Below are 26,277 nucleotides of genomic sequence, written 5' to 3'. Positions count from 1 at the left end.
TCCCGCGGAACGTGCGGCAGGCCGCGGCCGTTACCCGGGCATGTTGCGCTACCTCGAAGCCGTCCGGCATGGCGAGACGCCGGTCAACGCGGCGGGCGCGAATCCCGCTGTGGCGCGGCCGTACCTGCCGGACTCGGAGGTCTTCCTGACCGAGCGCGGCGAGCGACAGGCCACCGACGTCGGCCGCCGTTTCGCCGCGCTCCCGGAGAACGAGCTCCCGGACCTGGTGCTCTGCTCCCCGTACCCGCGCGCCCGCCGCACCTGGGAACTCGCGGTGGCCGAGCTGCGGTCGGCGCCCGAGTTCCGCATCGACGACCGCCTGCACGACCGCGACCGCGGGCGGTTCCGGGTGCTGTCGCAGGCGCGGGCCCGGCTCCTGCACCCCGACGAGGCCGCCGCGGAGGACCGCGACCCGCTCGGCTATCGGCCTCCCGAGGGCGAGTCGTTCCGCGACGTGGCGGACCGGGTCGGCGCCGTCGTCACCGAACTACTCGACACCGGCCCGGAGCGGGTCCTGATCGTCGCCCACGACGCCGTGGTCCTCATGCTCCGCCAGGTCCTGGAGCACCTCCCGGACGCCGAGATCCTCGCCCTCGCCGAGCGCGGTCTGGCGGGCAACGGCTCCGTCACCTCGTGGCAGCGCGACCCCCGCACCGGCTTCCGCTTGCTCGCCTACGACGACCGCACCCACCTGACCAGCTGAAACGCCCCGGGTTTCGACCTGATCATGGGAGGTATTCGCGGCTCGTGCGCCTCCTCCGACTCCCGGGCGTCTACCGCCCGCAAGCCGATACCTGGTTGCTGGCCCGGGCCCTCGCCGATGCCGCCCTGCCCCGGAACCCCCGAGTGGTCGACATCTGTACCGGAACCGGCGCGCTCGCGGTCACCGCCGCCCGCGCCGGAGCCGCCGAGGTGACGGCCGTCGACATCTCCCGCCGAGCCGTCGCCACCGCCTGGCTCAACAGCCGGGCCCGCGGCCTCCCCGTCGAACTGCTCCGCGGCGACTACCGCGAGGTGCTCCGCGACCGCACCTTCGACGTGGTTCTCTCCAACCCGCCCTACGTCCCCTGCGCCGACCCCGACCCGGCCCGCGGGGCCGACCGCGCCTGGGACGCAGGCTTCGACGGCCGCTCGATCCTGGACGACCTCTGCGCGACGCTCCCCACCCTGCTCGCCCCCAACGGCGTCGCCCTCATGGTCCACTCCGAACTCTGCGACGAGCAACGCACCCTGCGCATGCTCCGCGAAACCGGCCTCAAAGCCTCCACCGTCGCCCGCACCCTCACCCCCTTCGGCCCGGTCATGCGCGGCCGCGCCGACTGGCTGGAAGAGGCCGGGCTCATCGCGCCCGGGCAGCGGGTGGAGGAGCTGGTGGTGATCCGTGCCGACCGCATCGAACAGTGAGCCCGATCGGCGTCGGGTCACCCTGGAACGGGGCGGTCCGGCGCTGATCGAGGGCCCGGTAGAGATCGTCGGCGAAGACGGCTCGATCGTAAAATCCGACCGCTTCCTCGTCGCCCTCTGCCGCTGCAAGCGCAGCGACATCTACCCCCTCTGCGACACCAGCCACCGCCGCCGCGCCCGCCGCACCGACGACTGAGACTCACGCGCGCTCCGGCGGCCTCGGCACCGGCCGCTGTCCGTGGACCACTTCCTCGACCAGATCTGCCCAGTGCGTCGCCAGATATCCGACGTCGTACCAGGCGGCGTGCAACTCCTCGGTACTCGGCGGTGGATCGGCGCGCAACAGCCGTTCCGCCGCCACGTGTGCGGCCGCCATGTCGTCGATGACGGTGGCGCACAGCGCGGCGGTGCCCGACCGGGCCTCGGTGTGCTCGATGATCCATTCCGCGATCTGGCGCCGCAGCGCGATCCGGTTCGCCTCGAATACGGCTTCGCGGCCGGGGTGGTGGCCGCGTACGCGGTGCAGCGTAGCCAGCGTCCTGGCCCGCTCGAGCAGCCTGGTGCCGTGCCGGCCGACCGGGAACCGGAAGGCCGTGGTGAGTTCGCGCCAGTGTGGCATGGCCGGGCGGCCGACGGTCACGACAGCGGGGTGGACAGCCGGACGAGCGCCGCCGCATAGGGGAAGCAGTACGCAGGATCACGCCCGGCGTGCCGGGTCAGCACGCTCGCGGCGTCCCAACGCTCCAGCTCATCGGGGTGCTCGTCGCACCGATATGACCATTGCGAATCCTCGATTGCTCTGTCCCCGCGCAGCCTCATGCCTTCTCCCCTGTCGTGTGTCGGCATCCGGAATCGAGGGCGATCCCCCCGGCGTCGAATGCCGGTTCAGCTTGTCCCGGCAACAGCCGATCCCGGCGTGCTCCGGTGTCCGCAGCCGTCCACAACGGCCACGCGATCGCGCTACCGTTCGGGTATGGAGACCGGGGCTCTATTGCGCGCGGCCCGGCAGGCCGCGCGGATTTCACTGCGGGGGATGGCCGAACGGACCTTCTACAGCCGGACCTACCTGCACCTCATCGAAACCGGGCAGCGACCAGTCCCCGCAGGGGTCACGGCCGCTTACGAACGAGTTCTCGGCACAACAGATCTCGGCAGGCTGACCACCGCGGCGAAGTCGCCCGCGAGCGTGGATGCGAGCGCGCTCGCCGATGTGGCGGCAATGCTCTCAGCCACCCGCCGAATCGAGGACGCCACCGGAGCACTGGCGGTACTCCCCGCAGTACGGGGAATGTCGGCGATGACCGAACAGTTCGCCCAGCAGGCGCGCACGGTCCGTGCCGATGCGCTGGCACTGGCATCGGAGGTGACCCAGTACCGCGGCTGGCTCGAGCACGCACTCGGCGCGGATACCGCGGCCCGGCGCAGCTTGACGACCGCGGTCGAACTCGCCGCCGAGTCCGGCGATCGGGACCGGCTGATCCACGGACTCGGGTTCGCCGGATACGTGGAGTGGAGCGCGACGGGGGACTACGACACGGTCATCGGCCTCTCGGACGCGGCGCTGGCGGTTCGCGGTGCGCACCCCGCACTCGTCGCCTACGCACAGATGCGCCGTGCCGAACTACTGGCCGCACGCGGTGAGACGCAGGACGCCCACCGGACCTTGCTCGCGGCGGACGCCGCCACGACCGAGGCGAACGGCCTGGAGCCCCCGGCGGCGATGTACTGGTGGACACCGGGATTCGCCGCGGTGCAGCGCGGTGGGGTGCTGTCGCTACTGGGAGACAAGGTGCGTGCGGTAGAGGAAGCGTCGGAAGGTCTGTCGGAGATGCCCGACGCACACCGCCGCACCGAGTGGCTGGCCTCCGCACTCCGCCGGGTGGATCCGGATATGAGCCCGTAGATACCTCTGCCCTACTCCAGCGGCTCGAGCAGGGAACTCTTCCCCGCCCCCCACGCCTCCAGCAACACCCGGTCCACATGCTCCTCGAGCAGGTTCGTCACCTGAATCCCGAACACCACCGACTCCGTGAGCTCCGGCTCCTCGGCCACCAGCGGCGCGATCACCTGATGCCGCATGACCTGCTCGTGCACCGCATCCGCCTCGACATGCTCGGCATAGAACCGCACACAAGCCGGATCGGCCTCCAGCCGTTCCAGCACCGACACCATCCGCCGCGACCCCGGCGACGAGGTGATCTCCACCGTCGCGAAGTGCCCGACCAGCGCCCCGCGCAGCTCCCGGTGCAGCCCGAACAGCGACATCATGTTCACCAGCGCCAGCATCGGCGCGGGCACCACGTCGAGGTAGTGCAGGTACTCGTCGTTCAGCCCGGCGGCGGCCATGAGGTCCGCGTAGAGCCGGGCGTGCACCCGGTCCGCGTGCCCACCCCCGTATTCGTCGAACTCCACCGCCACCAGCGAGGCCTTCGACTGCCCCCGCAATCGCGGAATCGCCCACGCGTACGGGTCGGCCTCCTTGTGGTGGTAGATCGAGCGGTGCACGAAGTACTCGCGCACGTGCCACCACTCCGCTTCATCCAGCAGGAAGGCGCCGACCCCGGCAGGCTCCCCTGGCTGCACCAGCAGCGCGTTCAACTCCGCGTCCAGATCGGCACCGCCGGGTACATCGGCCCGCATGGCGGCCAGGAACCGCCGCTCCAACTCCGCGCGGAACGCGAGCAGCCCGGGATCCCACTCCCAGCCGGACGCGACCCCGTCGAAACCCTGGTAATGCAGCTCGTACAGCGTGTACAAAGCGAGGTGCAGATCATCGCCGTACGGATCGACATCACCGGCAGGCAGGGAAACGGGAGTACCCGGCTCCGAGCGCAGCGCGGTGAGCACGGCTGAAGAAAGGGCGCCCCGGGCACGCGGCAGGGCGAGACGGGTGCGAACGCTGGTCGTCATATCGGCCGACTACCCCGATAACCCCAGCTCTACCGGACCCCGGACCCCTTGTCAGCACGCCCGTGCACCAGATCGGCGAGCCGCTGCAGCGACTCCCGGTTCCGCGGCACCAGCAGCAGCCCCTGGGCGAGGTCGGGCACCAGCACGCCGGGCCCCTTGACCGCCTTCTCCGCCATCTCGATCCGGGTCCGCCCCGGCCCTTCCTCGCGCAGCGTCAGCCGGATGTAGGCGGCGCCGAACGGCCACAGCCGGGCCTCCAGCTCCAGTCGGTACGGCTGCTGAACAGCGCGAACGGTGGTGTGGTCCTGCATGGTGAGCGGCCACGGCCCCACGCTGTGATGGATGCGCGAACCGACCGCGGGCCACTCGGGGTCGACCGCGCGGATGTGCGAGGCGCCGACCACCCAGGACGAATAGAGCCATCCATCGGAAAGTGTGGCGAACGCCTCCTCGATGGGTACCTCAACGGTGACACCGACTTCGATCACGGGCTCCGAATGCCCCCGCCCGACCGGCCGAAACCTCGCCGGAGTGGCTCCCGACCCGAGTCCGGTGGTGTGGGAAGGTGTGGCACATGGCCGAGACAGCGAATATCGAGCAAGCGGAGATTCCGGAGCGCACATTCTTCGGGCACCCCATCGGCCTGACCAACCTCTTCGGCGTCGAGCTGTGGGAGCGCTTCTCCTTCTACGGCATGCTCACCATTCTCGGCTACTACCTGTACTACTCGGTCACCGATGGTGGGCTCGGGCTCGCGCAGGACACGGCCGTCGGCATCGTCGGCGCCTACGGCGGCCTGGTCTACCTCTCCACGGTGCTCGGCGGCTGGATCGCCGACCGATTGCTGGGAATGGAGCGGACGGTCTTCTACGGCGGCGTCGTCGTCATGGCGGGCCACATCGCGCTCGCGCTGCTGCCCGGACTGGCGGGGGTCGGCGTCGGCCTGGTGCTGGTGGCGCTGGGTAGCGGCGCGCTCAAGGCGAACGCCTCGTCGCTGCTCGGCACGCTCTACCCGAAGGGCGACGCCAGGGTGGACGGCGGCTTCACGCTCTTCTACCTCGGCATCAACATCGGTGCCTTCACCGGCCCGCTGCTCACCGGGCTGCTGCAGCGCGAGTGGGGCTTCCACTACGGCTTCGGCGCCGCCGCCATCGGCATGGCGCTCGGCCTCACCCAGTACGTGGTCTTCCGGCGCAACCTCGGCACCGCGGGCCGCGAGGTCCCGAACCCGCTGCCGCGCGGCTCGATCGGCCGGATCGCCGGGGTGCTGATCGGCGTCGTCGTACTGGTCGTCCTGGTGTGGGTGCTGGGCTGGGTGCGGCTCAGCAACCTGGCCGACGTCACCACCGGCGTCATCGCCGTCGCCTCGGTGGTCTACTTCGCGATCATCCTGCGCAGCCCCAAGGTGACCTCGGTGGAGCGCACCCGGGTGCGCGCCTTCATCCCGCTGTTCATCGCCAACGCGGTGTTCTGGTCGCTGTTCCAGCAGATCTTCACCGTGCTCGCGGTGTACTCGGACGAGCGGATGAACTGGTCCATCTTCGGCTGGACCGCGCCCTCCAGCTGGATCGGCTCGGTCGAGCCGGTGTGGATCATCGCGCTCTCCCCGCTCTTCGCCGCGCTCTGGACCCGGCTCGGCAGCCGCGCGCCGAGCACGCCGTTCAAGTTCGCGCTCGGCGTGATCGGCATGGGGCTCTCGTTCCTGCTCTTCCTGCCGTTCGCGGGTGGGGAGGGGCGCAGCACCCCGGCGCTGTTCGTGCTGCTCATCATGGCCGGGTTCGCCGTCTCCGAGCTGCTGATCTCGCCGATCGGGCTGGCGGTCACCACGCAGCTGGCACCCGAGGCGTTCCGCGCGCAGATGATGGCGCTCTACTTCTTCTCGGTCGGCTTCGGCACCTCGATGGCGGGCGTGCTGGCGGGGTACTACGAGACCGACCGCGAGTTCCTGTACTTCGGGCTGATCGGCGCGGTCGCCGTCGTCGCGGGCCTGATCATGGCCGCGCTCGCACCGTGGGTGCGCAGGCACATGGAGGGCGTGCATTGATTCGAGGATGGGAGTCACCATGACCACGACCCGCACCGGCGGGCTGTTCCGGACCAAGTCGGTCGAGCAGTCCATCCGCGACACCGACGACCCCGACGCCAAACTCCGCAAAGACCTGACCGCGTGGGACCTCACCGTCTTCGGCGTCGCCGTCGTGGTCGGCGCGGGCATCTTCACGCTGACCGCGCGCACCGCGGGCAATGTCGCCGGGCCGTCGACCTCGCTGGCCTTCGTCTTCGCCGCCATCGCCTGCGGGCTGACCGCGCTCTGCTACGCCGAGTTCGCCTCCACCGTCCCGGTCGCGGGCAGCGCCTACACCTACTCCTACGCCACCTTCGGCGAGCTGGTCGCCTGGATCATCGGCTGGGACCTGATCCTGGAGTTCGCGCTCGCCGCCGCCGTCGTCGCCAAGGGGTGGTCGCAGTACCTGGGCGAGGTGTTCACCGGGATCGAGCCGGTGATCCACCTCGGCTCGGTCGAATTCGACTGGGGCGCGGTGGTTCTGCTAGCGGTGCTGACCGTGCTGCTGGTGATCGGCACCAAGATCTCGTCCCGGGTCTCGGCGATCGCGGTCGCCATCAAGCTGGGCGTGATCGCGCTGGTGGTCGTGGTCGGGCTGACCTACTTCGACCGGGACAACCTCTCGCCCTACATCCCGCCATCGCAGCCGGGCGAGGGTGAGGGCGGCCTGCACCAGTCGCTCTTCTCCTGGGTCACCGGCGCCGGGAGCAGCAACTTCGGCTGGTACGGGCTGCTCGCCGCGGCCAGCCTGGTGTTCTTCGCCTTCATCGGCTTCGACGTGGTCGCCACCACCGCCGAGGAGACCAAGGACCCGCAGCGCGCCGTCCCGCGCGGCATCCTCGGCTCGCTGGCCATCGTCACCGTGCTGTACGTGGCGGTCTCGCTGGTGCTCACCGGCATGGTCCCCTACACCGAGCTTTCAGGCGAGGACTCCACCCTCGCCACCGCCTTCGCGCTGCGCGGCGCCGACTGGGCGCAGACGGTGATCTCCATCGGCGCGCTGGCCGGGCTCACCACCGTGGTCATGGTGATGTTCCTGGGTCAGACCCGGGTGCTCTTCGCCATGTCCCGCGACGGCCTCATGCCGCGCGGCCTCGCCAAGACCGGCCGCTTCGGCACGCCCGCCCGGCTCACCGTGCTGATCGGCGTGGTGTGCATGCTGCTCGCCGGCTTCGTGCAGTTCGGCACGCTGGAGGAGATGGTGAACATCGGAACGCTCTTCGCGTTCGTGCTGGTCTCCGTCGGCGTGCTGGTGCTGCGCCGCACCCGCCCCGACCTGAAGCGCGGCTTCCGGGTGCCGCTGGTGCCGTTCATCCCGATCCTCGGCGTGCTCGCCTGCCTGTGGTTGATGGTCAACCTCTCGGTGGAGACCTGGGTGCGGTTCCTGGTCTGGATGGCGCTCGGCGTGCTGGTGTATTTTGCGTACGGACGACGGCATTCCCTGCTCAACCGCACGGCGACATCGAGTCCGGCTTCGGAATAGAGGCATCATGCGAAACCTGTGGCGACGGCGCACCCGCGAACCGAAACCCGCTGTGCGCCGTCTCCCCGGGGTCACGCAGGTCAACGACTGGATCGACGCCGTCGCCGCAGGGCTCTGCGACCGCCGCCGCGAACCCGAGGCCGCCGCCGCCCGCGCCTGCGACGCGCTCTTCACCGCCGCCACCGTCGCCGCCGTCATGGTCGAGCGCGGCAAGCCGTGCCCCGAGTACCGCGCCGTGCACCAGCGCTGCCTCACCGGCGCCATCGAGTTCATGAAGCTCCTCGGCGAGGACACCCTGCGTCGCCACCGCGTCCAGACCCGCACCCCCCTCGGCTGGGACGAACTCGGCCCCGCCGACGCGGTGAGCATCGCCGAGCACCTCTCCGGCCTCGGCGAAGCGTTGCAGATCGCTTTATGTGCCCTGACCACCGATCCCCGCCTCAGCCCCGACCTCCGCGAGGTCGCCGACGTGTACGGCCTCCCCGCCGCCGCCGTCATCGTCGACTCCTGCTACTTCATCCGCACCGACCCGGCGGTGTGAGTTCGGTATCGGACCCAGCGGTCGAATTCCGGTACAGGCGTACGGGTCCGGTACCCTTCTTCCGGGCGCCCCCATAGCCCAATTGGCAGAGGCAGCGGACTTAAAATCCGCCCAGTGTCGGTTCGAGTCCGACTGGGGGCACCGAGTTCTAGGGGCTGACGTGCGGCCAACGTCTTCCGGGGCACCGTCTACTCGCCTACTGGGACAGCCCGATCGACGACCGCGAGTAGACCGGCTTTGCCACCGCCGACAACGTCGCCGAGTTCGGCACCGGCGACACCGCGGCGCTGTGCATTCGCGCCGACGTGGCGTTGTTCGGAGCCGGTCCGCTCGGCCGAGTGAGAGCCGCTACGGTCGGTGCGTGAGCCGAACTCAGTGGACTGTCCACGGTGAGACCGTGGTGGACGAGAACCGACACATCCGGCTGTCCACCGTCGATATCGAGCTGCCCGACGGCGTGCACTTCACCCAGTACGTGGCACGGATGCCCCGGTGCGCGATGACGCTGGTACTCAACGAGCGCCGCGAAGCGCTGCTGATGTACCGGCACCGGTTCATCATCGACCGCTGGGTCTGGGAGCTGCCCGGCGGCTACGTCGACCACGCCGAGGACGTAGCCACCGCCGCGGCCCGCGAGGTAGAGGAAGAGACCGGCTGGCGCCCGCGCACCATGGAACACCTGGTCACCTACCAGCCCGCCATCGGAACGCTCGATCAGCCGCAGGAGATCTACCTGGCGCGTGGCGCCGAACTTACCGAGACCGCGCCCGATATCAACGAGGCCGAGGACATCCGGTGGATCCCGCTCGACGAGGCGGTCCGGATGATCGACCGCGGCGATATCGTCGGCGCGGCGACGGTCGTCGCGGTGTACCGGGCACTCAGTCTGCCCGCGTAGCCACCTCGAGCACGCGGTGCCGGAACTCAGCGACGTCGGGCAGGTTAGCGTGCGCAGCCAGGCGGTGGCGGACTTCGCGCAGGTAGGCCAGGCTGCGGCGGGATTCCAGCCCTGCCGCCAGCGCCAGCGCTTCCCCGCCGATCCGCACCGCCTCGAGCGGGTCCTCGTCGGCGCGCGCCGATGCCAGCAGGCAGAGGTTGAACGCGCGGCCGCGGGTGTAGCCGTCGGACATGTTCAACGACTCCTCGGCGAACTGCGCGGTACGCGCGGCGTCGCCGAGGTCGCGGAAGCAGTGCGCGGTCTTCGCCGACAGATAGGCGCCGTCGAAGTAGTCCAGCCACGGCGGGCGTGTGCTGCCGGCCCGGTCGTAGGCGCGTTCGGCGGCGTTGAGCGAGGTGGCGCACATCGCCCCGTCCGCGCGGGCTGCGTGCCCGTGTGCCTCCACCATGTGGCACTCGGACTCCAGCACGGCCAGCCCGGCGGTGCGCGCCGCGATCTGCGCGGCGCGGGCGAGGTCGACCGCGTCACCCGGCCGCCCTACGTAGGTGGCCTGGTGGCTCATGGCCGCGAGGATTTCCGCGCCGAGTCCGGCGTCTCCGGCGGCGCGTGAGAGTCGGAGCGCCTGGATCAGATAACGCTGCGCGAGCCCGTGCTCTTCGAGGTCGTAGGCGGCCCACCCGGCGAGCTTGGTCAGCTCGGCGGCGGTGGCGAAGAGCTGGCGGCCGATCGGCTCGGGGTAGCTGCTCTGCAGCAGCGGCGCGACCGAGCTGTGCAGGTACTGCACGATGGTCGGCCGGACCTTCCCGCCGCCGACCCGGTTGTCCAGGTCGCGGAATGCCGCGGTCATGGTGCGCACCGCATCGACATCGGTCTGCCCGATGCGCCGGTATCCCTGCCCGGACGCCGGGTGCTCGGGTCCGGGCATCGTCAGCCAGCGCATGGACGCCGCGGGGTAGACCGCGACCGCGTACGACGCACCCACGAGGAACCGGCGGCGCTCCACGTCACTCCTCCACAGGGTGGTCGCGGCGGTGGTCGCCTCCGCGATGCTCAACGAGAACTCCAGTCCGATATCCGCGGCAGCCTGTCCGGCCACCATGCCGCAATCGGCAGCGGTGACCCGGCGGCCCGTTACCTCGGTCAGTACCTCGGCGATCAGTTCCGGCCCCGGCGGGTTCGGCTGCTCGCCGGCCAGCCACCGGCCGACCGAGGTGTGGTCGTAGGCGAGCTCTACCCCGACGGCGCTCCCGCGCTCGACGACCCGGCGCGCGAGCCCTTTTCGGCTCAGCCGTGCTTCGGCCACGAGGTCAGCGAGCTGCTGGTTCGGCTGCTTGGGCTGGCGTCCCATTTCCGCAGTGTGGCACGCAGATCGAGCATGGGCCACGGATTCTGGTCCGCGCACACCCCCTGTGCACACACCCGCCCGCCGCTCGCGCCTTTCCGGCAAGCACCCGGCAGCGGTTGCCTGAGAACGCACCCCGCGCCGGACCGCCGCGGCCGATGCCGCTTCCGTTCTGCGCGGCCCGCCGTTCGTCCTCCCGGGCCACCGGCGCCGGGGTGCTCGATCGCAGGGGAGAGCAATGGGAAGCCAGCTGGACGGTGCCGCCGGAGCGCGGCGTCGGGATCAGGACGACAGACCGCACGTTCGCGGGTGCGACAAGCACCCCGGCGAGCTGGAGCGCTGGGACGCCGCCGCGGTACTCACCCGGCACGCGGGCCACGACCCGGCGCGCTGCTTGCCCTACTCGACAGCACTCGCCCGTCTGTCTACTCCGCTGGCATGACCACTGCCCGCCCCAGCCTCCCGCACTGGCGCGAGCTCACCACGGTGTTCCGCACCCCGGTCCGCCCGCACGACACCGCTCTGTTGCGGCGAGCCCGGATGCTGGCCGGGGTACACCAGGTGCGTGTGCTGCACCCCGGCCGCGAAGCGGTCTTCGAGGCCGGCCGCGCGGCGCTTCGGGCGCGGATTGCCGAGTGGATCACCAGCCACACCGGCGCCCGCCCCGCGGCTGCAGCGGCTTGCGCGGCGGCCATTGATGATATGGCGGCGGCGCACGTCACCGCTGAGCGCATGTTGCGCGCCGAGCCGCCGGTGAGCCCAGAGCAGTTGCACGCCGCCTGGTTCGACGTCGGCTTCCTGGCGTGTCAGTGGGCCGACCTGGTCGCCGAGGTGGTCGACGGACAACCGCCGGTGCCGTGGCCGCTGGAGCGCCGGTGATCCTGTTCGCGACCGTCCTCGTGCTGCTCCTGGCGCTGCTCGCCGTCGGGCTGTGGGGCGGTGACCGCGCCGCGGCACCCTCGCGGCCGACCGTCGCGTAGACCTCCCTGTACCCCACATGATCGGCCCCGTATGCGCACGTTCAGCATGCACAGGAATTCCTTCAGAACCTCTGTGCTGCAATGTTTCTGCGCACACCCACGCACTCCTACACACAATCCGACGGGATCTTGCGCCACGGCCGTGCCATCCAGGAGTGGTCAGAGACGGTTCGGGCTTCGCAATCCGGAATGAACAAGTGCCGCGACATGATTGCTGACAAAATGCGGCTCATGACGGCGAAACCACGTCCAACCGGATACCGGAACTACACCGCAGACGGTACGTACTGGACCGTCCGCAAGCAGGGCCGCACCTACTGGGTTGTGCGCATTGACCCGTCGGGAGGCGACTACAAGTACGTCGAATGGTGGGGAGGGTATCGAATGGCAGGTCATGCCGGCGGAGCAGCGGCGCAGTTGGGCTACCAGCAAGCACTCGTCGCCGCCAACACAGCGCTGCGAGGCAAACTCCACGAGGCCCTGGCAGATATCGGCTTGGGTGCACCCGTCGCACCGGCTCCGGTCTCCCCCAAAGACGCTCCGCAGGATCTCGAGGACGTAGCGGACTGACCGTCAAGCGCAGGTGAGGGATTTTGTGAGCAGTAGTCCCGAGTCGATCAGGCGGGCGGCGGAGACGCTGTGGGAGTACAACCGGCTCCGGCACGAACCGCGTGCGACCGATGTGGGGGTCGGGCTGGGCAGCCATGACCCGAGCGTCGCGAGTCATGCCGCGGAGCTGTACCACCGCGGGCTGATCCCTCTGATCGTCTTTACCGGGGCGACCACGCCGATTACCGTGAGCAGGTTCCCGCGCGGGGAGGCGGTGCACTATCGCGAGATCGCGCTGGGGCTCGGTGTGCCGGACGAAGCGATTCTGGTGGAGCCGGCGGCGACGAATACCGGGCAGAACATCGAGTTCTCTCGGCAATTGCTGGTCGGGCGCGGTATTCGATCGGTCACGCTGATCACGAAACCGCAGCAGGCCAGGCGGAGTTTTGCCACGTGCCGCAAGGTATGGCCGGAGGTCGAGGCGGTGTGTTCGTTCGTTGCGCTGCCCTTCGACGAGTACGTGGAGTCGATCGGCGACCCGGATCTGGTGCTCACCTCGCTGGTCGGCGAGGCACAGCGGGTCTGGGTGTACGCGGAGCGGGGGCTGGCGGTCGAGCAGGAGGTGCCCGTCGGCGTCCGGAGCGCTTTCGACGCCCTGGTCGCGGCGGGGTACACAGGTCGGCTCCTGCGAAACTGATCACCTGATCGAGTCGAACATATGTTCGCCAGGGTGTAGCGTCGTGCCATGCCTGAGCCATCGCCACTCGATCGGGCCACCGAGAACCTGCGGCAGACGCAGCGGCAGCTGCTGGACGCGGCCGCGTTCGGCAAGCAGCTCTCGCCCGAGCAGTTGGAGCGGGCGGCGGGGCGGATCGCGGAGGCGCTGCGGGCCTACGCGGGGATCACGCCGGGGCCTGCGCGGCATGTGTGTGATCGGCCGCGCAGGCATCGGTAGCGAAGGTCGATTCGCCGGAAGCGCTTGTGCGGATCAGCCTCGAGCCGAATGTGCGGCGGCGTGCATGGTATCGACGATCTCGGACCAGGCTTCGGGCCGCCGGGAGACGCCGGCGCTGTTCGGCCTGTTCCACGACGAAGGCATGCCGCACCTGAGTATCGTCGCGTCTCCCCGAAAGGGAACTTCCGGCCATAGCTCGCGGGCGGGTTTCCCCAGGAGAACGATGGTCCGCAGGCGAGGTAGAAGAGCAAACAGTTCGCGGTGGTACCGGTTGGCGATCCGTACATCGCTCACGCGGGGATCGCCCCCAGCTTTCGGTGGGAAAGGGGAGATGTTCCACGGTGTAATGAGGGCTCGGTCAAGGCCCGCGGCCTGGGTCACCTGAAAGAGGTCGGCTGCGGTCGGATCGTCGTTGTCCAGGCTCAGCAGCTGAGGGCGAGAAGGATCCGGCGTGGCGTCACCTTCGGGAGCCTTCAGAACGAAGAGCACCGTCGCGTTCACTCCACCGAAGGTCGGATCGATCATCGGAAGATTCGCGACCCCCTGCTCGGACTCGATTCGTTGAATCAAATCGTTCAATGGTTTGACGTGGCCTGCCGTGCGAGCCTCTTGGGCGCGGGCCATGCGGAGGCTCCCGCTCGCCAACGCCCTCGGCTGTCCTGGAATTGTCATCGGTTCGGGGTATTCGCAGAACTCGGGACAGTCGGCCGGGTGATCCTGGCATAAGAATCGGCGACCAGAAAACCTCGGTGCTCGATCACGACCAGTACCGGCAGCGGGTGGTCGAGCAGGGGGCGGATGCCCTGCTCCACGCGGTAGCGGAGTTCGGCGGCGACGGGCGTGTCCTGCTCGGTGATCTCGCCGTTCTCGTCGCGGTACCAGCGGTGCGGGGTGAGCAGCACCGAGTCCGGGCCGCTCGGCGACCAGCGGAACAGGACGCAGTCCGAGGAGCTGGGCCGCGCGTACGCCACCGAACCCGCACCGTCCGGGTGGAACACCAGCTCTTCGTCCTGCATGGAGGAGTGGTACCCGTAGTCGGAGCTCCAGGTACCGATCAGATCCTCGGTCACTCGGCGAGATGCCCCGCGGCCTGCGCGAAGTCGGTGCGGAGCTTGTCCTCGCGCTGGGCGCGGACCGCTTCGTCCTGGGTGAAGAGGGCTTGCTTGCTGGTGTGGTAGGTGGGGATGACGGTGAGTTTGCCCGCGATGTCGGGGTGCCGGCGTTCGAAGCGGCGCCAGGCGGCTTGGGCGTCGAGGCCGTGGGCCAGGATCACCTTCAGCTTGGGGAGCAGGGCGATGACCTGCTCGAGGGGGGCGATGCCGCGGTCGATGTCGGCGGTGGAGGGCTTGCGGGTGGTGTACCAGGGGTAGGCGTTCCAGGTGATGAGGTCGGTGATGCGCAGGCCGGAGGTCTGGAAGAACTCCAGGTAGCGCTCGGCGGCCTGGTCGTCGTTCTCCAGGGAGAGGAGGCCGCTGCTCTCCTGGCCGGAGCGGGACCTGGGGCCCGGGTCGCGGAACAGGGAGAGGACTCGGGCTTCGGTGCCGCCGTAGATGGGGGCGAGGTAGGGGAGGGGTTCGCCGCTCTCCTCGATGAGCTTGTCGACCAGGTGGTTGAACGGGGCGATCGGGCCCTCGTAGCGGGCCGCGAACTGTTCTTCGCGGTAGGTGCTGTCCGCCAGGCGGCGGGGGGTGAGGGTGCGCTCCTCGACCTTGGGGGCGGCGGTCTTGCGCGCTGTGTTGCGCGGGGTGGTGGACTTCGCGGCCGCGGTCTTCTTCGCCGGTGCCTTCTTCGCCGGGGCCTTGGCTGCCGCCTTGGCCGCAGGTGCCTTGGTCGCGGCGGGTTCGCTTGGCGCCGCGGTCGCCTCGGGGGCGGTCACCGTGTCCTGCGCAGTGGCCTTCGCGGCCGCCGTCTTCTTGGCTGCTGTCTTCTTGGCCGGTGCGCTCGGCTCGGCCGTCTTCGCCGCCGCCTTCTTGCGCGGAGCTGCCTTCTTGGCCGGGGTGGTGGGGGCGGGCTCGACCGCCGTGGGCGGAGTCGGCTCGGCCTGTTCGGCCGGAGGGGTCGTATCCGCAGGCGTGCGGTCGGCCTCGGTCGACGCGGTCGCGGGGGTGCTCGGCGCATCCGCTGCGGGGATGTCACCGGCGGGCTCGGCAGCCGCGCCGGAGCCGTTGGTCGACGTGACCTTGTCCGTCTCGGCGGCGCTGTCAGCCAACTTCGTCGGCGCGACCTCTGCCGGTGCGGTCTCGGTGGCTTCGGTACCAGCAGCCGCAACCGGCACCGAGGATGAAGCGGCAGCCGGGGCGTCAGCGGGCTCGGCCGTGGTCACGGGCGCGTCGACGGGAGCACTCGGCTCGGCCGCAGAGCTGGTCGATTCGGTCGCGGCGGCAGTCGGCTCGGCCGCAGAAACGGTCGACTTGCTCGCGGCGGCAGTCGGCTCGGCCGCGGAACTGGTCGACTCGGCCACGCCGGCTGCTGGCTCGGCTGCGGGACTCGCAGGCTCGCCCGCGGGACTCGCGGGCTCGGCTGCGGTCGGCGCGGCGGCAGAGTTCTTGGTCTCGGCCACGACGGCCGGGTCGCCCGCGGAACTCGCGGACTCGGTCACCGGCGCGTCGCCGACACCCGCGGTATCAACGGGTGCCCCGGCCGGTGCGCCGGTCCCGCCCGACCCCGCGGCCACCGATCCGGTGCCAGGGGAACCGTCCCCCGCCGAAGAATCCTTCTTCCAGAACATCAAGGCCGCGATAGCGCGCTTGGTCACCCCGCGGGGCGCGTTCCTGCCGGTGGACATCGGGTAGAACTCCGTTTCTCGTCGGCGCTCGCAGTCGGTGACACCGTCGGGGTATCCGTATCGTCCGGGTGAGAAACCTGGTCGGTATGTGGACTACGAGGGTATCCCTGCCGGGGCCGGAATGAACCCCGACGCCAGGAATTCCCGGACATACCCTGCCAGAACTTCCCGGTCGACGGGGCGGCGACGTACGCCGGTGCCTGCCAGCATCGCCTGTGTGTGCTCGTCGCGCCAGTCGAGATGCACCGGAAGCCCGGCGAAGTCGCCTGCGAGCAGGGCGGCCCGGGTGAGCGTGTCGTCGCCCGCCGCTTCGCGGAGCCGGGACTCCCGCTCCAGCGCGTCGCGCACCTGTTCGAGGGGGACGGTGGCGACGGGGATGCCCTGCTCCCGCAGGATCTCGTAGATCGTCTGCACCGCAACGGGTTCCGGGTTCACCAGGTGGTAGACGGTCCGGGTGCCCGCCCGGCCTGCCATGGTGACGACGGCGTCGGCGACGTAGTCCACCGGCACCAGCGAGACGGCGGCGTCCCCGAGGTCGGGGGCGATGCCGAGAACAGCGGTGGCGCGCAGGAGATTCCACAGCGCGTCCGAGGTGCTGTTGATGCCCGCGTCGGCGGTGCCGCTGATGGTGCCGGGCCGGTAGATCCGGGCGGGCAGCCCGCGCTCGGCGGCCTGCCGGACCAGCTCCTCGGCCGCCCACTTGGAGGCGATGTACCCGCTGGACGGCAGCTCGTCGGCGGTGAGCCGGGTGTCCTCGGTGACCGGCCGGTCGGCACCGCGAACGGCGGTGTTGATGGTGGAGACGAAGTGCAGCGGCTTGATCCGCCCGGTCCTGGCGAAGCGCAGCACCTCGCGGGTGCCGTCGACGTTCGCCGTGCGCAGCCGGGCGTACGGCTCGATGTGGTTCACCCTGGCCCCGTTGTGGTGTACCACGTCGATCTCGGCGGCGAGCCGCTCGTACTCGGCGGGGGCGAGCCCGAGCCGCGGCGCGGCGAGGTCCCCGGCCACCGGCCTGACCCGTTCGAAGCCGTCCTCGCGCAGCCGGTACCGGCGCAGCGCGTCGAGCACCCGCTCGACCGCCTGCGCCTCGGAACCCGCCCGGACCAGGCAGTACACCGTGGCGGGGGTGCGGTCGAGCAGCGCGCGCAGCAGGTGCGCGCCGAGGAAGCCGGTGGCGCCGGTGAGCAGCACCGCGCGCGGGGTCATGGTGAACGGCGAGATGTCGTCGTCGAGCAGGGCGTCGTCGGCGGGGCTCGCGGTGGCCGCGCTCTCGGCGCCGCTGACGGAGCGCGCCACGCCCGCGGCGGTCGGGTCGCCGAGCAGCGCCGCCATCGGCACCCGCCGCCCGAGGTCCCTGGTCAGCCGCTGGTGCAGCGAGAAGGCGAGCAGCGAGGAGCCGCCGAGCTCGTAGAAGTCGTCGGTCACCCCGACCTCGGGCAGCCCGAGCACGTCGGCGAAGGCGGCGGCGACGGTCGCCTCCAGCGGGGTGCGCGGGGCGACCAGGGAGCGGGAGGCGAAGACCGGGCTGGGCAGCGCGGCTCGGTCCAGCTTGCCGCTGGTGTTCACCGGCAGCTCGGCCAGCGTGAGCACCGCCGACGGCACCATGTACGAGGGCAGCGCGGCACCGACGGCGGTGCGCAGCGCGTCCGGGTCGAGCGCGGCGCCCGGCACCGGCACGGCGTACCCGACCAGGTGGTCGCCGGTGCCGCCGGTCTTCACCACCACCGCGGCCTGGCCGACCCCGGGCAGCGCCAGCAGCGCCGCCTCGATCTCGCCCAGCTCGATCCGGTGCCCGCGCAGCTTGACCTGGAAGTCGCTGCGGCCGAGGTAGTCGAGCGTGCCCTGCGGGCTCCAGCGCACCAGGTCGCCGGTGCGGTACATCCTGGTCCCGGCGTGGTCGTACGGGTTCGCCACGAACCGGTCCGCGCTCAGCGCCGCCCGCCCGTGGTACCCGCGGGCCAGCTGCACACCGGCCAGGTACAGCTCGCCGACGGCGCCGACCGGCACCGGGCAGAGCCGCGAATCCAGCACCAGCACCCGCGAGTTCCACTCCGGGACCCCGATCGGCACCCGCAGCGCGGCATCGTCACCGGGGCCGACCCGGTGCTGGGTGATGCTCACCGCCGCCTCGGTCGGCCCGTACACATTGTGGATCCCGGCGGCGCTGTGCTGCGCGAAGGCGCGGGCGGTCTCCGGGGGCAGCGCCTCGCCGATGACGAAGATGTCGCGCAGCGTGCCCAGCTCGGCCGGTTCGCAGTGCGCGGCGAAGGCGGCCAGCATGGAGGGCACGAAATCGGTGAGCGTGCAGCGGTACTCGGCGATCAGGCGGGAGAGCGCGCCGGGGTCGCGGTGCTCGTCCGGCCCGGCCAGCACCAGCGTGGCGCCGGAGCGCAGCGGCAGGAAGTGCCCCCACAGCGAGACGTCGAAGGTGCCCGGCGTCTTCTGCAGGTAGACGTCGGCGGCGGTCACCCGGTACTCGTGCCGCATCCACTCGATCTGGTTGACGATCGCGCGGTGCGTGATCACCACGCCCTTGGGCTTCCCGGTCGAGCCGGAGGTGTAGATGAGGTAGGCGGGGTTGTCGGGGTGCAGGGCTCGCTCGGCGTCGGTCACCGGATTCGCGGAAAAGCCGGAGAGGTCGAGGGTGTCGACCAGCTCGGCCGGAGCGGCGGTGAACCCGTCCGCGCTGGTGGAGAGCGTGCAGACCGGCCGCGCCGACTCCAGCACGTAGCCGATCCGCTCGGCCGGGTGGTCCGGGTCGATCGGCACCCACGCCCCGCCCGCCTCGACCACCGCGCAGAGCGCGACGTACTGCGCGAGCGAGCGCCGCATGGCCACCGCGACCACCGCCTCCGGCCCCACCCCGCGCCCGATCAGCCAGCGCGCCAGCCGGCTCACCGCACCGGACAGCTCCGCGTAGCTGAGCGACCCACCGGCCCCGGTCACCGCAACGGCCTCCGGGCTGGTCGCGGCGAACCGGTGCAGCGGGGCGAGCAGCGACTCCGCGGGCACCGGCCGCACCGGCCCGGTCGACCAGGCCCGCAGCAGCCGCAGCTCGCCCGGCTCGATGACGTCGAGCTCCCCGACCACCCGGCCAGGATCGGCGGCGACCTGCTCCAGCACCCGCAGGTACCCGCCGACGAACCGCTCCACCGTCGCGGCGTCGAAGAGGTCGGTGGCGTAGGTGAACCGGATCATCACCGGCCCCGGCGCCCCGTCCTCGGTGCGCGACTCCACCACGGCGATGTGCAGGTCGGTCTTGGAGGTCCTGGTCTCCAGGTCGAACCCGGAGAACGCCACCCCCGCCATGGTCATCCGCGGGTCGGAGAAGTTCTGGAAGGCGAAGCCGACCTGGTAGAGCGGGTGCCTGCCGGGCGAGCGGAGGGGGTCGACGGCATCGACGACGTGCTCGAACGGCGCCTCGGAGTGCGCGAAGTTGACCAGGTCGCGCTCCCTGGTGCGGCCGAGCAGCGCGCCGAAGCTCTCGCCGGGGTCGACCCTGGTGCGCGAGACGGTGGTGTTGACGAACATGCCGACCACGTCGTCCAGCGCGGCCTCGGCGCGGTTCGTCATCGGCACGCCGATGGTCACGTCGGTGACGCCGGAGAGCCGGGCCATGAGCACCGCGAGCGCGGTGCGCATGACCATGAAGACGGTGGCGTTGTGCCGCCGCGCCACCGTGCGCAGCGCGCCGTGCAGCGCGGCCGATGCCTCGCGCTGCACCGAGGCGCCGCGCAGCGAGGCCACCGGGGGGCGTGGGCGGTCGGCGGGCAGCTCGAGGTCGTCCGGGATACCCGCGAGCTCCCGCTTCCAGTAGGCGAGCTGGCGGGCGAGCGGGGAGTCCGGGTCGTCGCGCGAGCCGAGCACCTCGCGCTGCCACAGCGCGTAGTCGGCGTACTGCACGGCGGGCGGCGTCCAGGCGGGCGGGGCGCCCGCGCTGCGCGCCGCGTAGGCCGCCGCGATGTCGCGGGCGAGCGGCGCCAGCGACGACCCGTCCGCGCAGATGTGGTGCATGGCACAGACGAGCACGTGCCGGTCCCCGGTGCGCAGCAGCCCGACCCGCAGCGGCACCTCCCGCGCGACATCGAAGCCGCGCCACAGGATCTCGTCCACCCAGGCGGCGACGGCGGGGGAGTCCGGCTCGGCGGTGGCCTCGTGCACCCGGAGCGCGGCGAGCGCGGCGTCGGCCTCCATGACCACCTGGTGCGGGCCGTCGGCGTCGGCCGGGTACCTGGTGCGCAGCGATTCGTGCCGGATCACGGCGTCGGCGAAGGCGGCGTGCAGCGCGGGGACGTCGAGCGCGCCGGTCAGGGTGAGCGCGAAGCCGAGGTTGTCCACCGCGGAGGCGGTGTCGAACTGGTTGCGCAGCCAGAACCGCAGCTGCGCGGGGGAGAGCGGGATCCGATCCGGCCGCGCCCGTGCCAGCAGCGGCGGGCGCGCCGGGTCGAAGAGCTCGGTGCGCACCGCCACCGCGAGCCCGGCCACGGTCGGGTGGTCGAAGACCAGCCGCGGCGGGACCTGCGCGCTCAGCGCGTCGCCGAGCCGGGCCGCGACCTGGGTGGCGAGCAGCGAGTTGCCGCCGACCGCGAAGAAGTCGTCGTCGGCGCCGACCCGCGGCAGGTCGAGCACCGCGCGGAAGGCCTGCGCCACCAGCTCCTCGCCCGCGCCGGACGGCGGGCGGTAGGGCGATTCGTCCACCGGGCGGGCGCGCAGCGCGGCGCGGTCCGCCTTGCCCGACGTGGTCAGCGGGATGTGGTCGAGCAGCGTGATCGAGTTCGGCACCATGTACCGGGGCAACACCTTGGCGACCGCGTCGGCCAGCGCCGCCGGCTCCGGCACGCTGCCGGGCGCGGGCTCGACGTACCCGGCCAGCACGGTGTCGCCCGCGGTCGAGCGCCGGTCGACGACCACCGCCGCGCGCACCCCCGGCTGCGCGCCGAGCGCCGCCTCGATCTCGCCCAGCTCGACCCGGAACCCGCGCACCTGGACCTGCCCGTCCAACCGGCCCAGGTACTCGAAGTCGCCGGTCCCGGTGCGGCGCACCAGGTCTCCGGTGCGGTAGAGCAGCGCGCCGTTCGCGTCGGCGACGAAGCGCTGCGCGGTGAGCCCGGCCCGCCCGCGGTACCCCCTGGCCAAGCCGGGGCCGCCCAGGTAGAGCTCGCCCGCGACGCCGATCCCGGCCGGGCGCAGCTTGGCGTCGAGCACCCGGCAGTGCACGCCGGGCAGCGCGGCGCCGATGGTCACCGGGGTGCCCGGCGCCATCGGCCCCGCGAGCGTCGCGGCGACGGTGGCCTCGGTGGGGCCGTAGGCATTGAACATGGCGGTGTGCGCCGCCCAGCGGTCGGCGAGCGCGGGCGGGCACGGCTCGCCGCCGACCACCAGCGCCCGCAGCTCGGGCACGCTCGCCGGATCGAGCGTGGCCAGCGTGGACGGCGTGAGGAAGGCGTGCGTGACGGCGTGCCCGGCCAGCAGGGCGGCGAGGTCGGCGCCGCCGAGCACCGCCGGCGGCGCGATCACCATGGTCGCGGCGGCGCCAACGGCGAGCAGCAGCTCCAGCACGGAGGCGTCGAAGCTGGGCGAGGCGAAGTGCAGCGTCCGCGCCGTCGGGGTGAGGCCGAAGCGGGTGACCTGCTCCACACAGAGCCCGGCGAGCCCGGCATGCGTCACGGTGACGCCTTTGGGTTGCCCGGTGGAGCCGGAGGTGTAGATCACATAGGCCGCGTTCGAGGCCCGGAGCACGGTCGGGCGGTCCAGGTAGGAGATGGGGTCGGCGGGCTCGGCGGCGACCAGCGCGGCGGTCTCCGCGGTGTCGACGGCGAGCCAGGGCAGGTGGTCCGGCAGCGCGGCGGCGTGCGCCCGGTCGGTGACGCCGAGCAGCGCGCCGCAGTCCCGTACCTGGTAGTCGAGGCGGGCGGCGGGCAGCGCCGGGTCGATCGGGACGTAGGCGGCGCCGGTCTTGGCCACCGCCCACAGCGTGACGACGGCGTCGACGGAGCGCGGCAGCGCCACCGCGACGGCGGCCTCCGGTGCCGCGCCGCGGGCCAGCAGCACCCGGCCGAGCCGGGTGGAGCGGTCGTCGAGCGCGCGGTAGGTCAGCGACTCGTCCCCGCAGACCACGGCGAGGCCGTCCGGATTGCGCTCGGCGGCGGCGGCGAGCAGGGCGGTCAGCGTGGCCGCGCGGGCGGCGGGCGCCCGCTTGCTCCGGGCGCGACGCGCGGACGGTGGCGTGTGCCGGGTACTGCTGGTCACGATGAACGTCCTGTCGAGCGAAGCGGAAACGGGCCGAATACTACGGCCGTCGACCTGCGCCCGCCACTGCGTGCCGCATTCCCCGACGCGGACAGTTTGCTGAGGCAATGATCATTCTCATAGCCGTTCGATATGTAGCCAGGAATTCGCCGTGCTATTCGGACATTTCCGAATGGGCGTGCCGAACGGTGTTCGGGGCGCATTTCGTCAAGGGAAAGGCGTCCGTTTCGGCGTCTCGGGCGCGGGCACCCGGCCGGTACGGCTCGACGAACGAAGGTGTGTGTGATGACCGAAGCGCAATGGGAGATCCCGCCGCTCGACGGCGCCGCCGACATCGCCCGCGGCGGCCGCGGGCCGGGCTCGACGCTCGCGGACTCCAGGAACTGGGCGGGCTTCGGGCTGCTCGGCATCGGCGGGATCGCCGCCGTCCTCGCCGCCGCCGCCTCGCTGGCGGGGTGGGGCCAGACCGCGCTGTTCCTGGTCGTGATCGCGGTGGTCGCCGTGCTGACCGGCGCGGCCCTGGTCTTCGAGCAGCGCAGGAAGCAGCGGCAGCGCGAACGCAGCCAGGAGCTCAACAGCGAGGTGTGGCGCCAGCGGGTCCCGCCGCGGGTCTGACCCGTCAGCCCAGCGCCCGCGCGGCGGCGATCCCCGCCTGCCGCGCGGCGACGATATCCCTGGCCAGCGCCTGGGTCTCCGGGTCGATCCCCGCGGCCAGCTCGGACTGCGCCAGCGCGAGCGCCCGGCCGTGGTGCTCGAGCACGAGATCCAGCCACTGCCGGTCGAATTCCGCGCCTGCCGCCGCCCCCACCGCGCTGATCCGCTCGGCGTCGAGCAGTGCGAGCTGCCCGGCCTCCGCGCCTGCCCGCGCCCCGAAACCGTTCAGCAGCGCGGTGATCCGCTCCGACTCGGCCGCCCGCTCCGCCCGCAGCGCGACGGCGAGGTCCCGAACCCGCTGATCAGCCGCGCGCTCCACCGCGAGCCCGGCGATCTGCGCCGACTGCTCCTGCTGCGCCGCCATCCCGTGCAGGAACTCGATATCCCCGCGCTCCAACCCGTTCCGCGCGGTGGTGGTGGCGGGGGCGGGGCCGGAATCGCCGCCACCGCACCCGGTGGCGACCAGCGCGGCCGCCGCGACGAGCGCGGCCGCGAGCAGGCGGACGATGATCTTCACCCGGGGTACTGTGCTGGCTCCCGCCCGGCGGGGGGAACCGATCGGCGCCGCTCCGGCGGTGAAGATCAATATCGGTCAGGAGGTGGCGATATCCACGATCAGCCGGGTCGGGTCGGCCGCGGTGCGCACCTCGAAGGGCGGCCGGTCGCCGCGCACCCCGATGAAGGACTGCGTCTCGCCCTCGAACACGATGGTGCGGTACACCCCGAGCACCCCGGGCGCCTCGGGGTCCCGCGCGGGCTCGGAGTTGTCGAACGGCACCACCCCGGTGTCGAAGGGGTAGGCGGAGCCGAGGATTCGCACCTCGAGGATCGAGCCGCCCTGGACGTCGAGCACCGTTCCGCTGCCGTCCTGCACCGCGCGGTCGGTGTACTCCACCACCCAGCCCGGCTCGCCGGTGCCGCCGAGGTCGTAGACGACCCGCTCGAAGCCGGGGTGGTGGCCGATCCTGACCCCGGTGACGGTGAGCATGGCGTCGCGGCTCTCCGCGCCCCGCTTCGGTGCCGCGTCGACCGGGACCGGCTCGGGGTCGGCGGTGGTCGAGGCGGCGCCGAGCGTGCTGGTGACGGCGTTGGGCGACGGGGCGAGCCCCGCCGAACCGCTGTCGTCACAGCCCGCGAGCACGGTGGCCGCGGCGAGGATCGTCAGCAGCATCGGAGTCCGCATCGGCCGATGCTATGCCCGCGAGCGGGTCGAATCCGGGATTTGGGCGCGCGTCGCGGTGCGCGCGGGCGGGGTCGGTGCGACGCGAGGGCAACGATCCAGCACACTTGAGCCGTGGGCGATGTGGACGACGTGCTGGGCAGGCTGCGCCGGTATCCGGATGTGGAGGCGGCGAATCTCTACGCCGTCGACGCCGCGGACCGCCTGCTGCTCGACGTGGCGGCGGAGGCGCTCGCAGGGGCGGGCGCCGGGCAGGTCGCGGTGCTCGACGACGGCTACGGCGCGCTCACCCTCGGCGCCGCCGTCTCGCACGACCTGCACGGCATCCGGGTGCACCAGGACGTGCTCACCGGCGAACTGGCGCTCGCCGCCAATGCCCGCGCGCTCGACCTGGCCGGGCGCTACCGCGGCCACCCGCTGAACGCCGCGCTGCTCACCGGCGCCACCGTCGTGCTGCTGCGGCTGCCGCGCGGGCTGGCCGGGCTGGCCGAGATCGCCGACGCCATCGCCCGCTACGCCGACCCCGGCGTCCGCGTCTTCGCGGCGGGCCGGGACAAGTACCTGACCCCCGCCATGAACGAGGTGCTCGGCGAGTTCTTCACCGACGTCCGCGCCAGCCGGGGGCGGCAGAAGTCGCGCGCGCTGCTGGCGTCCGGGCCGAAGCCGGTGGGCGAGCCGCGCTTCCCGGTGCGCGAGCACCTGGCCGAGCTGGGGCTGGAGGTGGTCGCGCACGGCGCCGCCTTCTCCGGCCCCAAGCTCGACATCGGCACCCGCTTCCTGCTCCGACACCTGGACCGGATGAAGCCGGACGCCCGCGACGCCATCGACCTCGGCTGCGGCACCGGCATCCTCGCGGTGGCGCTGGCCCGCTCGCGGCCGCGGATCACCGTCACCGGCACCGACCAGTCCGCCGCCGCGGTGGCCTCGGCGGTGGCGACCGCCGCGGCGAACGGCGTGGCCGAGCGGGTGCGGGTGGTACGCGACGACGCCATGTCCTCGCTGCCCGCGCAGAGCGCCGACCTGGTGCTGTGCAACCCGCCCTTCCACATCGGCGCGGCGGTGCACACCGGCTCCGCCATCAAGATGTTCGCCGCCGCGGGCCGGGTGCTCCGCCCCGGTGGTGAACTGTGGACCGTGTACAACAGCCACCTCAACCACCGCGGCGTCACCGGGCGGCTGGTCGGCCAGACCGAAGTCATCGCCCGCAACCAGAAATTCACGGTGACTAGATCGGTACGTGGTTTGCGGGACGTAGAACGGTAGAGTCCGATTTGTCCGCTGACCGGGAACTGTTCCCGGGGGGCGGGCGTTGTACGGACAGCAGTAGACGCGATCCGGACTCGAGAAAGGGATCCCTTGCGTACCTCCTCCAATCCAGTTTTCCGGCGCCTGCCCCGGCAGGAGGGTGTTGGCGGTTACGCGAACTTCGGTTCCGGCGTAGCCGGCGCCGGCCAGTTCGGCCAGCAGCAGTACGGCCAGCAGCAGCAGTACGGGCAGTACCCGCCGCAGCAGTACGGCGAGGCACCGCAGTACCAGGCGCCGCAGGCCACCCGCTCGATGACCATCGACGACGTGGTGACCAAGACCGGCATCACGCTCGCCGTGCTCGCCGTCTCCGCCGTCATCTCCTACGTCCTGACCAATGCGAACACCGCGCTCGCGCCCGCCTTCGTGATCGGCGGCGGCCTGGTCGGGCTGGTGCTGGTGCTGGTCGCGACCTTCGGCAACAAGATGGACAACCCGGCCATCGTGCTGGCCTACGCCGTCGCGGAGGGGCTCTTCCTCGGCGCGCTGTCCTTCATGTTCACCAATGTCGAGTTCGGCGGTGCGGGCGGTAGCGCGCTGATCGGGCAGGCGGTGCTCGGCACCTTCGGCGTCTTCGCGGGCATGCTGGTGGTCTACAAGACCGGCGCCATCCGCGTGACGCCGCGCTTCACCCGGATGATCGTCGGCGCCCTGATCGGCGTCGTGGTGCTGGCGCTGGGCAACCTGGTCGCGAGCTTCTTCATCGACGGCGGCCTCGGCCTGCGCGACGGCGGCCCGGTCGCCATCATCTTCAGCCTGGTCTGCATCGCGATCGCCGCGTTCAGCTTCCTGCTCGACTTCGACGCCGCGGACCAGCTGATCCGCGCGCAGGCGCCGGAGAAGGCGGCCTGGGGCGTCGCCTTCGGCCTGACCATCACCCTGGTCTGGCTCTACGTTGAGATCCTGCGGCTGCTGAGCTTCTTCCAGAACGACTAGCGGTAGCGACGAAGCGGGGCGGTCACCGATCGGTGACCGCC

General features: G+C 71.6%; 26 protein-coding genes and 1 tRNA gene. 17 read left to right on the top strand and 10 right to left on the bottom strand.

Annotated elements, in window-relative coordinates:
* Positions 1 to 40 precede the first annotated feature (40 nt).
* Genes ACFUUZ_RS18620 through ACFUUZ_RS18610 form a run of 3 tightly spaced genes read left to right on the top strand, consistent with a single transcriptional unit; the run spans position 41 to position 1,600 of the window.
* Entirely contained in the window at positions 41 to 703 is a 663-nt protein-coding gene (locus ACFUUZ_RS18620) for a histidine phosphatase family protein (RefSeq protein WP_378697725.1), read from the top strand.
* 44 nt (positions 704 to 747) lie between these two features.
* The gene (locus ACFUUZ_RS18615) at positions 748 to 1,404 is read left to right on the top strand and encodes a HemK2/MTQ2 family protein methyltransferase (protein WP_378697723.1); all 657 of its coding nucleotides are present in this window, start codon (positions 748 to 750) and stop codon (positions 1,402 to 1,404) included.
* On the top strand, positions 1,382 to 1,600 hold the full coding sequence (locus tag ACFUUZ_RS18610) for a CDGSH iron-sulfur domain-containing protein (protein WP_378697721.1): 219 nt from the start codon (positions 1,382 to 1,384) through the stop codon (positions 1,598 to 1,600). The genes ACFUUZ_RS18615 and ACFUUZ_RS18610 overlap by 23 nt, the downstream gene beginning before the upstream one ends.
* Positions 1,601 to 1,603: 3 nt before the next feature.
* Here ACFUUZ_RS18610 and ACFUUZ_RS18605 read toward each other — a convergent pair whose 3' ends face one another.
* Complete coding sequence (locus ACFUUZ_RS18605) at positions 1,604 to 2,044, bottom strand: hypothetical protein (RefSeq protein ID WP_378697720.1); 441 nt, start codon at positions 2,042 to 2,044, stop codon at positions 1,604 to 1,606.
* Between the two features lie 333 nt (positions 2,045 to 2,377).
* Between ACFUUZ_RS18605 and ACFUUZ_RS18600 the strand changes: the two genes are divergently transcribed.
* On the top strand, positions 2,378 to 3,307 hold the full coding sequence (locus ACFUUZ_RS18600; RefSeq protein WP_378697719.1) for a helix-turn-helix domain-containing protein: 930 nt from the start codon (positions 2,378 to 2,380) through the stop codon (positions 3,305 to 3,307).
* An 11-nt stretch (positions 3,308 to 3,318) separates the two neighbouring features.
* Here ACFUUZ_RS18600 and ACFUUZ_RS18595 read toward each other — a convergent pair whose 3' ends face one another.
* Together ACFUUZ_RS18595 and ACFUUZ_RS18590 are read right to left on the bottom strand one after the other, a co-directional pair.
* Positions 3,319 to 4,314 (bottom strand): iron-containing redox enzyme family protein, encoded by a 996-nt coding sequence (locus ACFUUZ_RS18595; RefSeq protein WP_378697718.1) that lies wholly within the window; start codon positions 4,312 to 4,314, stop codon positions 3,319 to 3,321.
* Between the two features lie 29 nt (positions 4,315 to 4,343).
* The gene (locus tag ACFUUZ_RS18590; protein ID WP_378697716.1) at positions 4,344 to 4,802 is read right to left on the bottom strand and encodes an SRPBCC family protein; all 459 of its coding nucleotides are present in this window, start codon (positions 4,800 to 4,802) and stop codon (positions 4,344 to 4,346) included.
* An 86-nt stretch (positions 4,803 to 4,888) separates the two neighbouring features.
* Here ACFUUZ_RS18590 and ACFUUZ_RS18585 point away from each other — a divergent pair, with 86 nt between their 5' ends.
* The 5 genes from ACFUUZ_RS18585 (at position 4,889) to ACFUUZ_RS18565 (ending at position 9,301) form a co-directional block, all read left to right on the top strand.
* The gene (locus tag ACFUUZ_RS18585) at positions 4,889 to 6,358 is read left to right on the top strand and encodes a peptide MFS transporter (RefSeq protein WP_378697714.1); all 1,470 of its coding nucleotides are present in this window, start codon (positions 4,889 to 4,891) and stop codon (positions 6,356 to 6,358) included.
* A 19-nt stretch (positions 6,359 to 6,377) separates the two neighbouring features.
* The gene (locus ACFUUZ_RS18580) at positions 6,378 to 7,862 is read left to right on the top strand and encodes an amino acid permease (RefSeq protein ID WP_378697712.1); all 1,485 of its coding nucleotides are present in this window, start codon (positions 6,378 to 6,380) and stop codon (positions 7,860 to 7,862) included.
* A 52-nt stretch (positions 7,863 to 7,914) separates the two neighbouring features.
* Positions 7,915 to 8,403 (top strand): hypothetical protein, encoded by a 489-nt coding sequence (locus ACFUUZ_RS18575; RefSeq protein ID WP_378697710.1) that lies wholly within the window; start codon positions 7,915 to 7,917, stop codon positions 8,401 to 8,403.
* Positions 8,404 to 8,470: 67 nt separating this feature from the next.
* Positions 8,471 to 8,544, top strand: a tRNA-Leu gene (locus ACFUUZ_RS18570).
* A 220-nt stretch (positions 8,545 to 8,764) separates the two neighbouring features.
* Positions 8,765 to 9,301, top strand: coding sequence for an NUDIX hydrolase (locus ACFUUZ_RS18565; protein WP_378697708.1), 537 nt, complete (start codon positions 8,765 to 8,767; stop codon positions 9,299 to 9,301).
* On the opposite strand, the gene ACFUUZ_RS18560 is transcribed toward ACFUUZ_RS18565, so the two are convergent.
* Positions 9,285 to 10,649, bottom strand: coding sequence for a hypothetical protein (locus ACFUUZ_RS18560; protein WP_378697706.1), 1,365 nt, complete (start codon positions 10,647 to 10,649; stop codon positions 9,285 to 9,287). The genes ACFUUZ_RS18565 and ACFUUZ_RS18560 overlap by 17 nt on opposite strands.
* A gap of 432 nt (positions 10,650 to 11,081) precedes the next feature.
* Between ACFUUZ_RS18560 and ACFUUZ_RS18555 the strand changes: the two genes are divergently transcribed.
* From ACFUUZ_RS18555 to ACFUUZ_RS18540, 4 genes are all read left to right on the top strand, one after another.
* Positions 11,082 to 11,522 (top strand): hypothetical protein, encoded by a 441-nt coding sequence (locus ACFUUZ_RS18555; RefSeq protein ID WP_378697704.1) that lies wholly within the window; start codon positions 11,082 to 11,084, stop codon positions 11,520 to 11,522.
* 308 nt (positions 11,523 to 11,830) lie between these two features.
* Complete coding sequence (locus ACFUUZ_RS18550; RefSeq protein ID WP_378697702.1) at positions 11,831 to 12,193, top strand: hypothetical protein; 363 nt, start codon at positions 11,831 to 11,833, stop codon at positions 12,191 to 12,193.
* Positions 12,194 to 12,218: 25 nt separating this feature from the next.
* Entirely contained in the window at positions 12,219 to 12,869 is a 651-nt protein-coding gene (locus ACFUUZ_RS18545) for a YdcF family protein (protein ID WP_378697700.1), read from the top strand.
* A 48-nt stretch (positions 12,870 to 12,917) separates the two neighbouring features.
* Complete coding sequence (locus ACFUUZ_RS18540; RefSeq protein ID WP_378697698.1) at positions 12,918 to 13,127, top strand: DUF6374 family protein; 210 nt, start codon at positions 12,918 to 12,920, stop codon at positions 13,125 to 13,127.
* A 33-nt stretch (positions 13,128 to 13,160) separates the two neighbouring features.
* On the opposite strand, the gene ACFUUZ_RS18535 is transcribed toward ACFUUZ_RS18540, so the two are convergent.
* The 3 genes from ACFUUZ_RS18535 to ACFUUZ_RS18525 are packed head-to-tail and all read right to left on the bottom strand — an operon-like array spanning position 13,161 to position 15,336.
* Complete coding sequence (locus tag ACFUUZ_RS18535; protein ID WP_378697696.1) at positions 13,161 to 13,751, bottom strand: hypothetical protein; 591 nt, start codon at positions 13,749 to 13,751, stop codon at positions 13,161 to 13,163.
* 44 nt (positions 13,752 to 13,795) lie between these two features.
* The gene (locus tag ACFUUZ_RS18530; protein WP_378697694.1) at positions 13,796 to 14,197 is read right to left on the bottom strand and encodes a hypothetical protein; all 402 of its coding nucleotides are present in this window, start codon (positions 14,195 to 14,197) and stop codon (positions 13,796 to 13,798) included.
* Positions 14,194 to 15,336 carry a hypothetical protein gene (locus ACFUUZ_RS18525; RefSeq protein WP_378697692.1) on the bottom strand — a complete coding sequence of 381 codons (1,143 nt, stop codon included), beginning with the start codon at positions 15,334 to 15,336 and terminating at the stop codon, positions 14,194 to 14,196. Before ACFUUZ_RS18525 ends, ACFUUZ_RS18530 begins: the two co-directional genes overlap by 4 nt.
* Here ACFUUZ_RS18525 and ACFUUZ_RS18520 point away from each other — a divergent pair.
* Entirely contained in the window at positions 15,302 to 15,919 is a 618-nt protein-coding gene (locus tag ACFUUZ_RS18520) for a hypothetical protein (protein WP_378697690.1), read from the top strand. The genes ACFUUZ_RS18525 and ACFUUZ_RS18520 overlap by 35 nt on opposite strands.
* An 86-nt stretch (positions 15,920 to 16,005) precedes the next feature.
* Here the strand turns inward: ACFUUZ_RS18520 and ACFUUZ_RS18515 are convergent, their stop codons facing one another.
* Positions 16,006 to 22,161 carry an amino acid adenylation domain-containing protein gene (locus tag ACFUUZ_RS18515; protein WP_378697688.1) on the bottom strand — a complete coding sequence of 2,052 codons (6,156 nt, stop codon included), beginning with the start codon at positions 22,159 to 22,161 and terminating at the stop codon, positions 16,006 to 16,008.
* A gap of 285 nt (positions 22,162 to 22,446) precedes the next feature.
* Here ACFUUZ_RS18515 and ACFUUZ_RS18510 point away from each other — a divergent pair, with 285 nt between their 5' ends.
* Complete coding sequence (locus ACFUUZ_RS18510; RefSeq protein WP_378697686.1) at positions 22,447 to 22,776, top strand: hypothetical protein; 330 nt, start codon at positions 22,447 to 22,449, stop codon at positions 22,774 to 22,776.
* Between the two features lie 4 nt (positions 22,777 to 22,780).
* On the opposite strand, the gene ACFUUZ_RS18505 is transcribed toward ACFUUZ_RS18510, so the two are convergent.
* Together ACFUUZ_RS18505 and ACFUUZ_RS18500 are read right to left on the bottom strand one after the other, a co-directional pair.
* Positions 22,781 to 23,332 (bottom strand): DUF305 domain-containing protein, encoded by a 552-nt coding sequence (locus tag ACFUUZ_RS18505; protein WP_378697684.1) that lies wholly within the window; start codon positions 23,330 to 23,332, stop codon positions 22,781 to 22,783.
* Positions 23,333 to 23,407: 75 nt separating this feature from the next.
* The gene (locus ACFUUZ_RS18500; RefSeq protein ID WP_378697682.1) at positions 23,408 to 23,998 is read right to left on the bottom strand and encodes a hypothetical protein; all 591 of its coding nucleotides are present in this window, start codon (positions 23,996 to 23,998) and stop codon (positions 23,408 to 23,410) included.
* A gap of 111 nt (positions 23,999 to 24,109) precedes the next feature.
* Here ACFUUZ_RS18500 and ACFUUZ_RS18495 point away from each other — a divergent pair, with 111 nt between their 5' ends.
* Together ACFUUZ_RS18495 and ACFUUZ_RS18490 are read left to right on the top strand one after the other, a co-directional pair.
* The gene (locus ACFUUZ_RS18495) at positions 24,110 to 25,258 is read left to right on the top strand and encodes a class I SAM-dependent methyltransferase (RefSeq protein ID WP_378697680.1); all 1,149 of its coding nucleotides are present in this window, start codon (positions 24,110 to 24,112) and stop codon (positions 25,256 to 25,258) included.
* Between the two features lie 93 nt (positions 25,259 to 25,351).
* Positions 25,352 to 26,236: a Bax inhibitor-1/YccA family protein gene (locus tag ACFUUZ_RS18490; RefSeq protein ID WP_378697678.1), complete on the top strand. Its 885-nt coding sequence runs from the start codon at positions 25,352 to 25,354 to the stop codon at positions 26,234 to 26,236.
* Positions 26,237 to 26,277 lie beyond the last annotated feature (41 nt).

It is taken from the genome of Nocardia sp. NPDC057353 (genome assembly GCF_042667085.1).
Lineage (GTDB): Bacteria > Actinomycetota > Actinomycetes > Mycobacteriales > Mycobacteriaceae > Nocardia.
The sequence above is the reverse complement of the archived record's forward strand: the minus strand, read 5'-3'. Positions and strand labels throughout refer to the sequence as shown.

Bases quoted from the DNA above. Each gene is read 5' to 3' on its own strand.
- ACFUUZ_RS18620 (WP_378697725.1), top strand. From the start codon at position 41: ATGTTGCGCTACCTCGAAGCCGTCCGGCATGGCGAGACGCCGGTCAAC.
- ACFUUZ_RS18600 (WP_378697719.1), top strand. From the start codon at position 2,378: ATGGAGACCGGGGCTCTATTGCGCGCGGCCCGGCAGGCCGCGCGGATT.
- ACFUUZ_RS18595 (WP_378697718.1), bottom strand. From the start codon at position 4,314: ATGACGACCAGCGTTCGCACCCGTCTCGCCCTGCCGCGTGCCCGGGGC.
- ACFUUZ_RS18585 (WP_378697714.1), top strand. From the start codon at position 4,889: ATGGCCGAGACAGCGAATATCGAGCAAGCGGAGATTCCGGAGCGCACA.
- ACFUUZ_RS18580 (WP_378697712.1), top strand. From the start codon at position 6,378: ATGACCACGACCCGCACCGGCGGGCTGTTCCGGACCAAGTCGGTCGAG.
- ACFUUZ_RS18560 (WP_378697706.1), bottom strand. From the start codon at position 10,649: ATGGGACGCCAGCCCAAGCAGCCGAACCAGCAGCTCGCTGACCTCGTG.
- ACFUUZ_RS18555 (WP_378697704.1), top strand. From the start codon at position 11,082: ATGACCACTGCCCGCCCCAGCCTCCCGCACTGGCGCGAGCTCACCACG.
- ACFUUZ_RS18550 (WP_378697702.1), top strand. From the start codon at position 11,831: ATGATTGCTGACAAAATGCGGCTCATGACGGCGAAACCACGTCCAACC.
- ACFUUZ_RS18540 (WP_378697698.1), top strand. From the start codon at position 12,918: ATGCCTGAGCCATCGCCACTCGATCGGGCCACCGAGAACCTGCGGCAG.
- ACFUUZ_RS18535 (WP_378697696.1), bottom strand. From the start codon at position 13,751: ATGGCCCGCGCCCAAGAGGCTCGCACGGCAGGCCACGTCAAACCATTG.
- ACFUUZ_RS18510 (WP_378697686.1), top strand. From the start codon at position 22,447: ATGACCGAAGCGCAATGGGAGATCCCGCCGCTCGACGGCGCCGCCGAC.
- ACFUUZ_RS18500 (WP_378697682.1), bottom strand. From the start codon at position 23,998: ATGCGGACTCCGATGCTGCTGACGATCCTCGCCGCGGCCACCGTGCTC.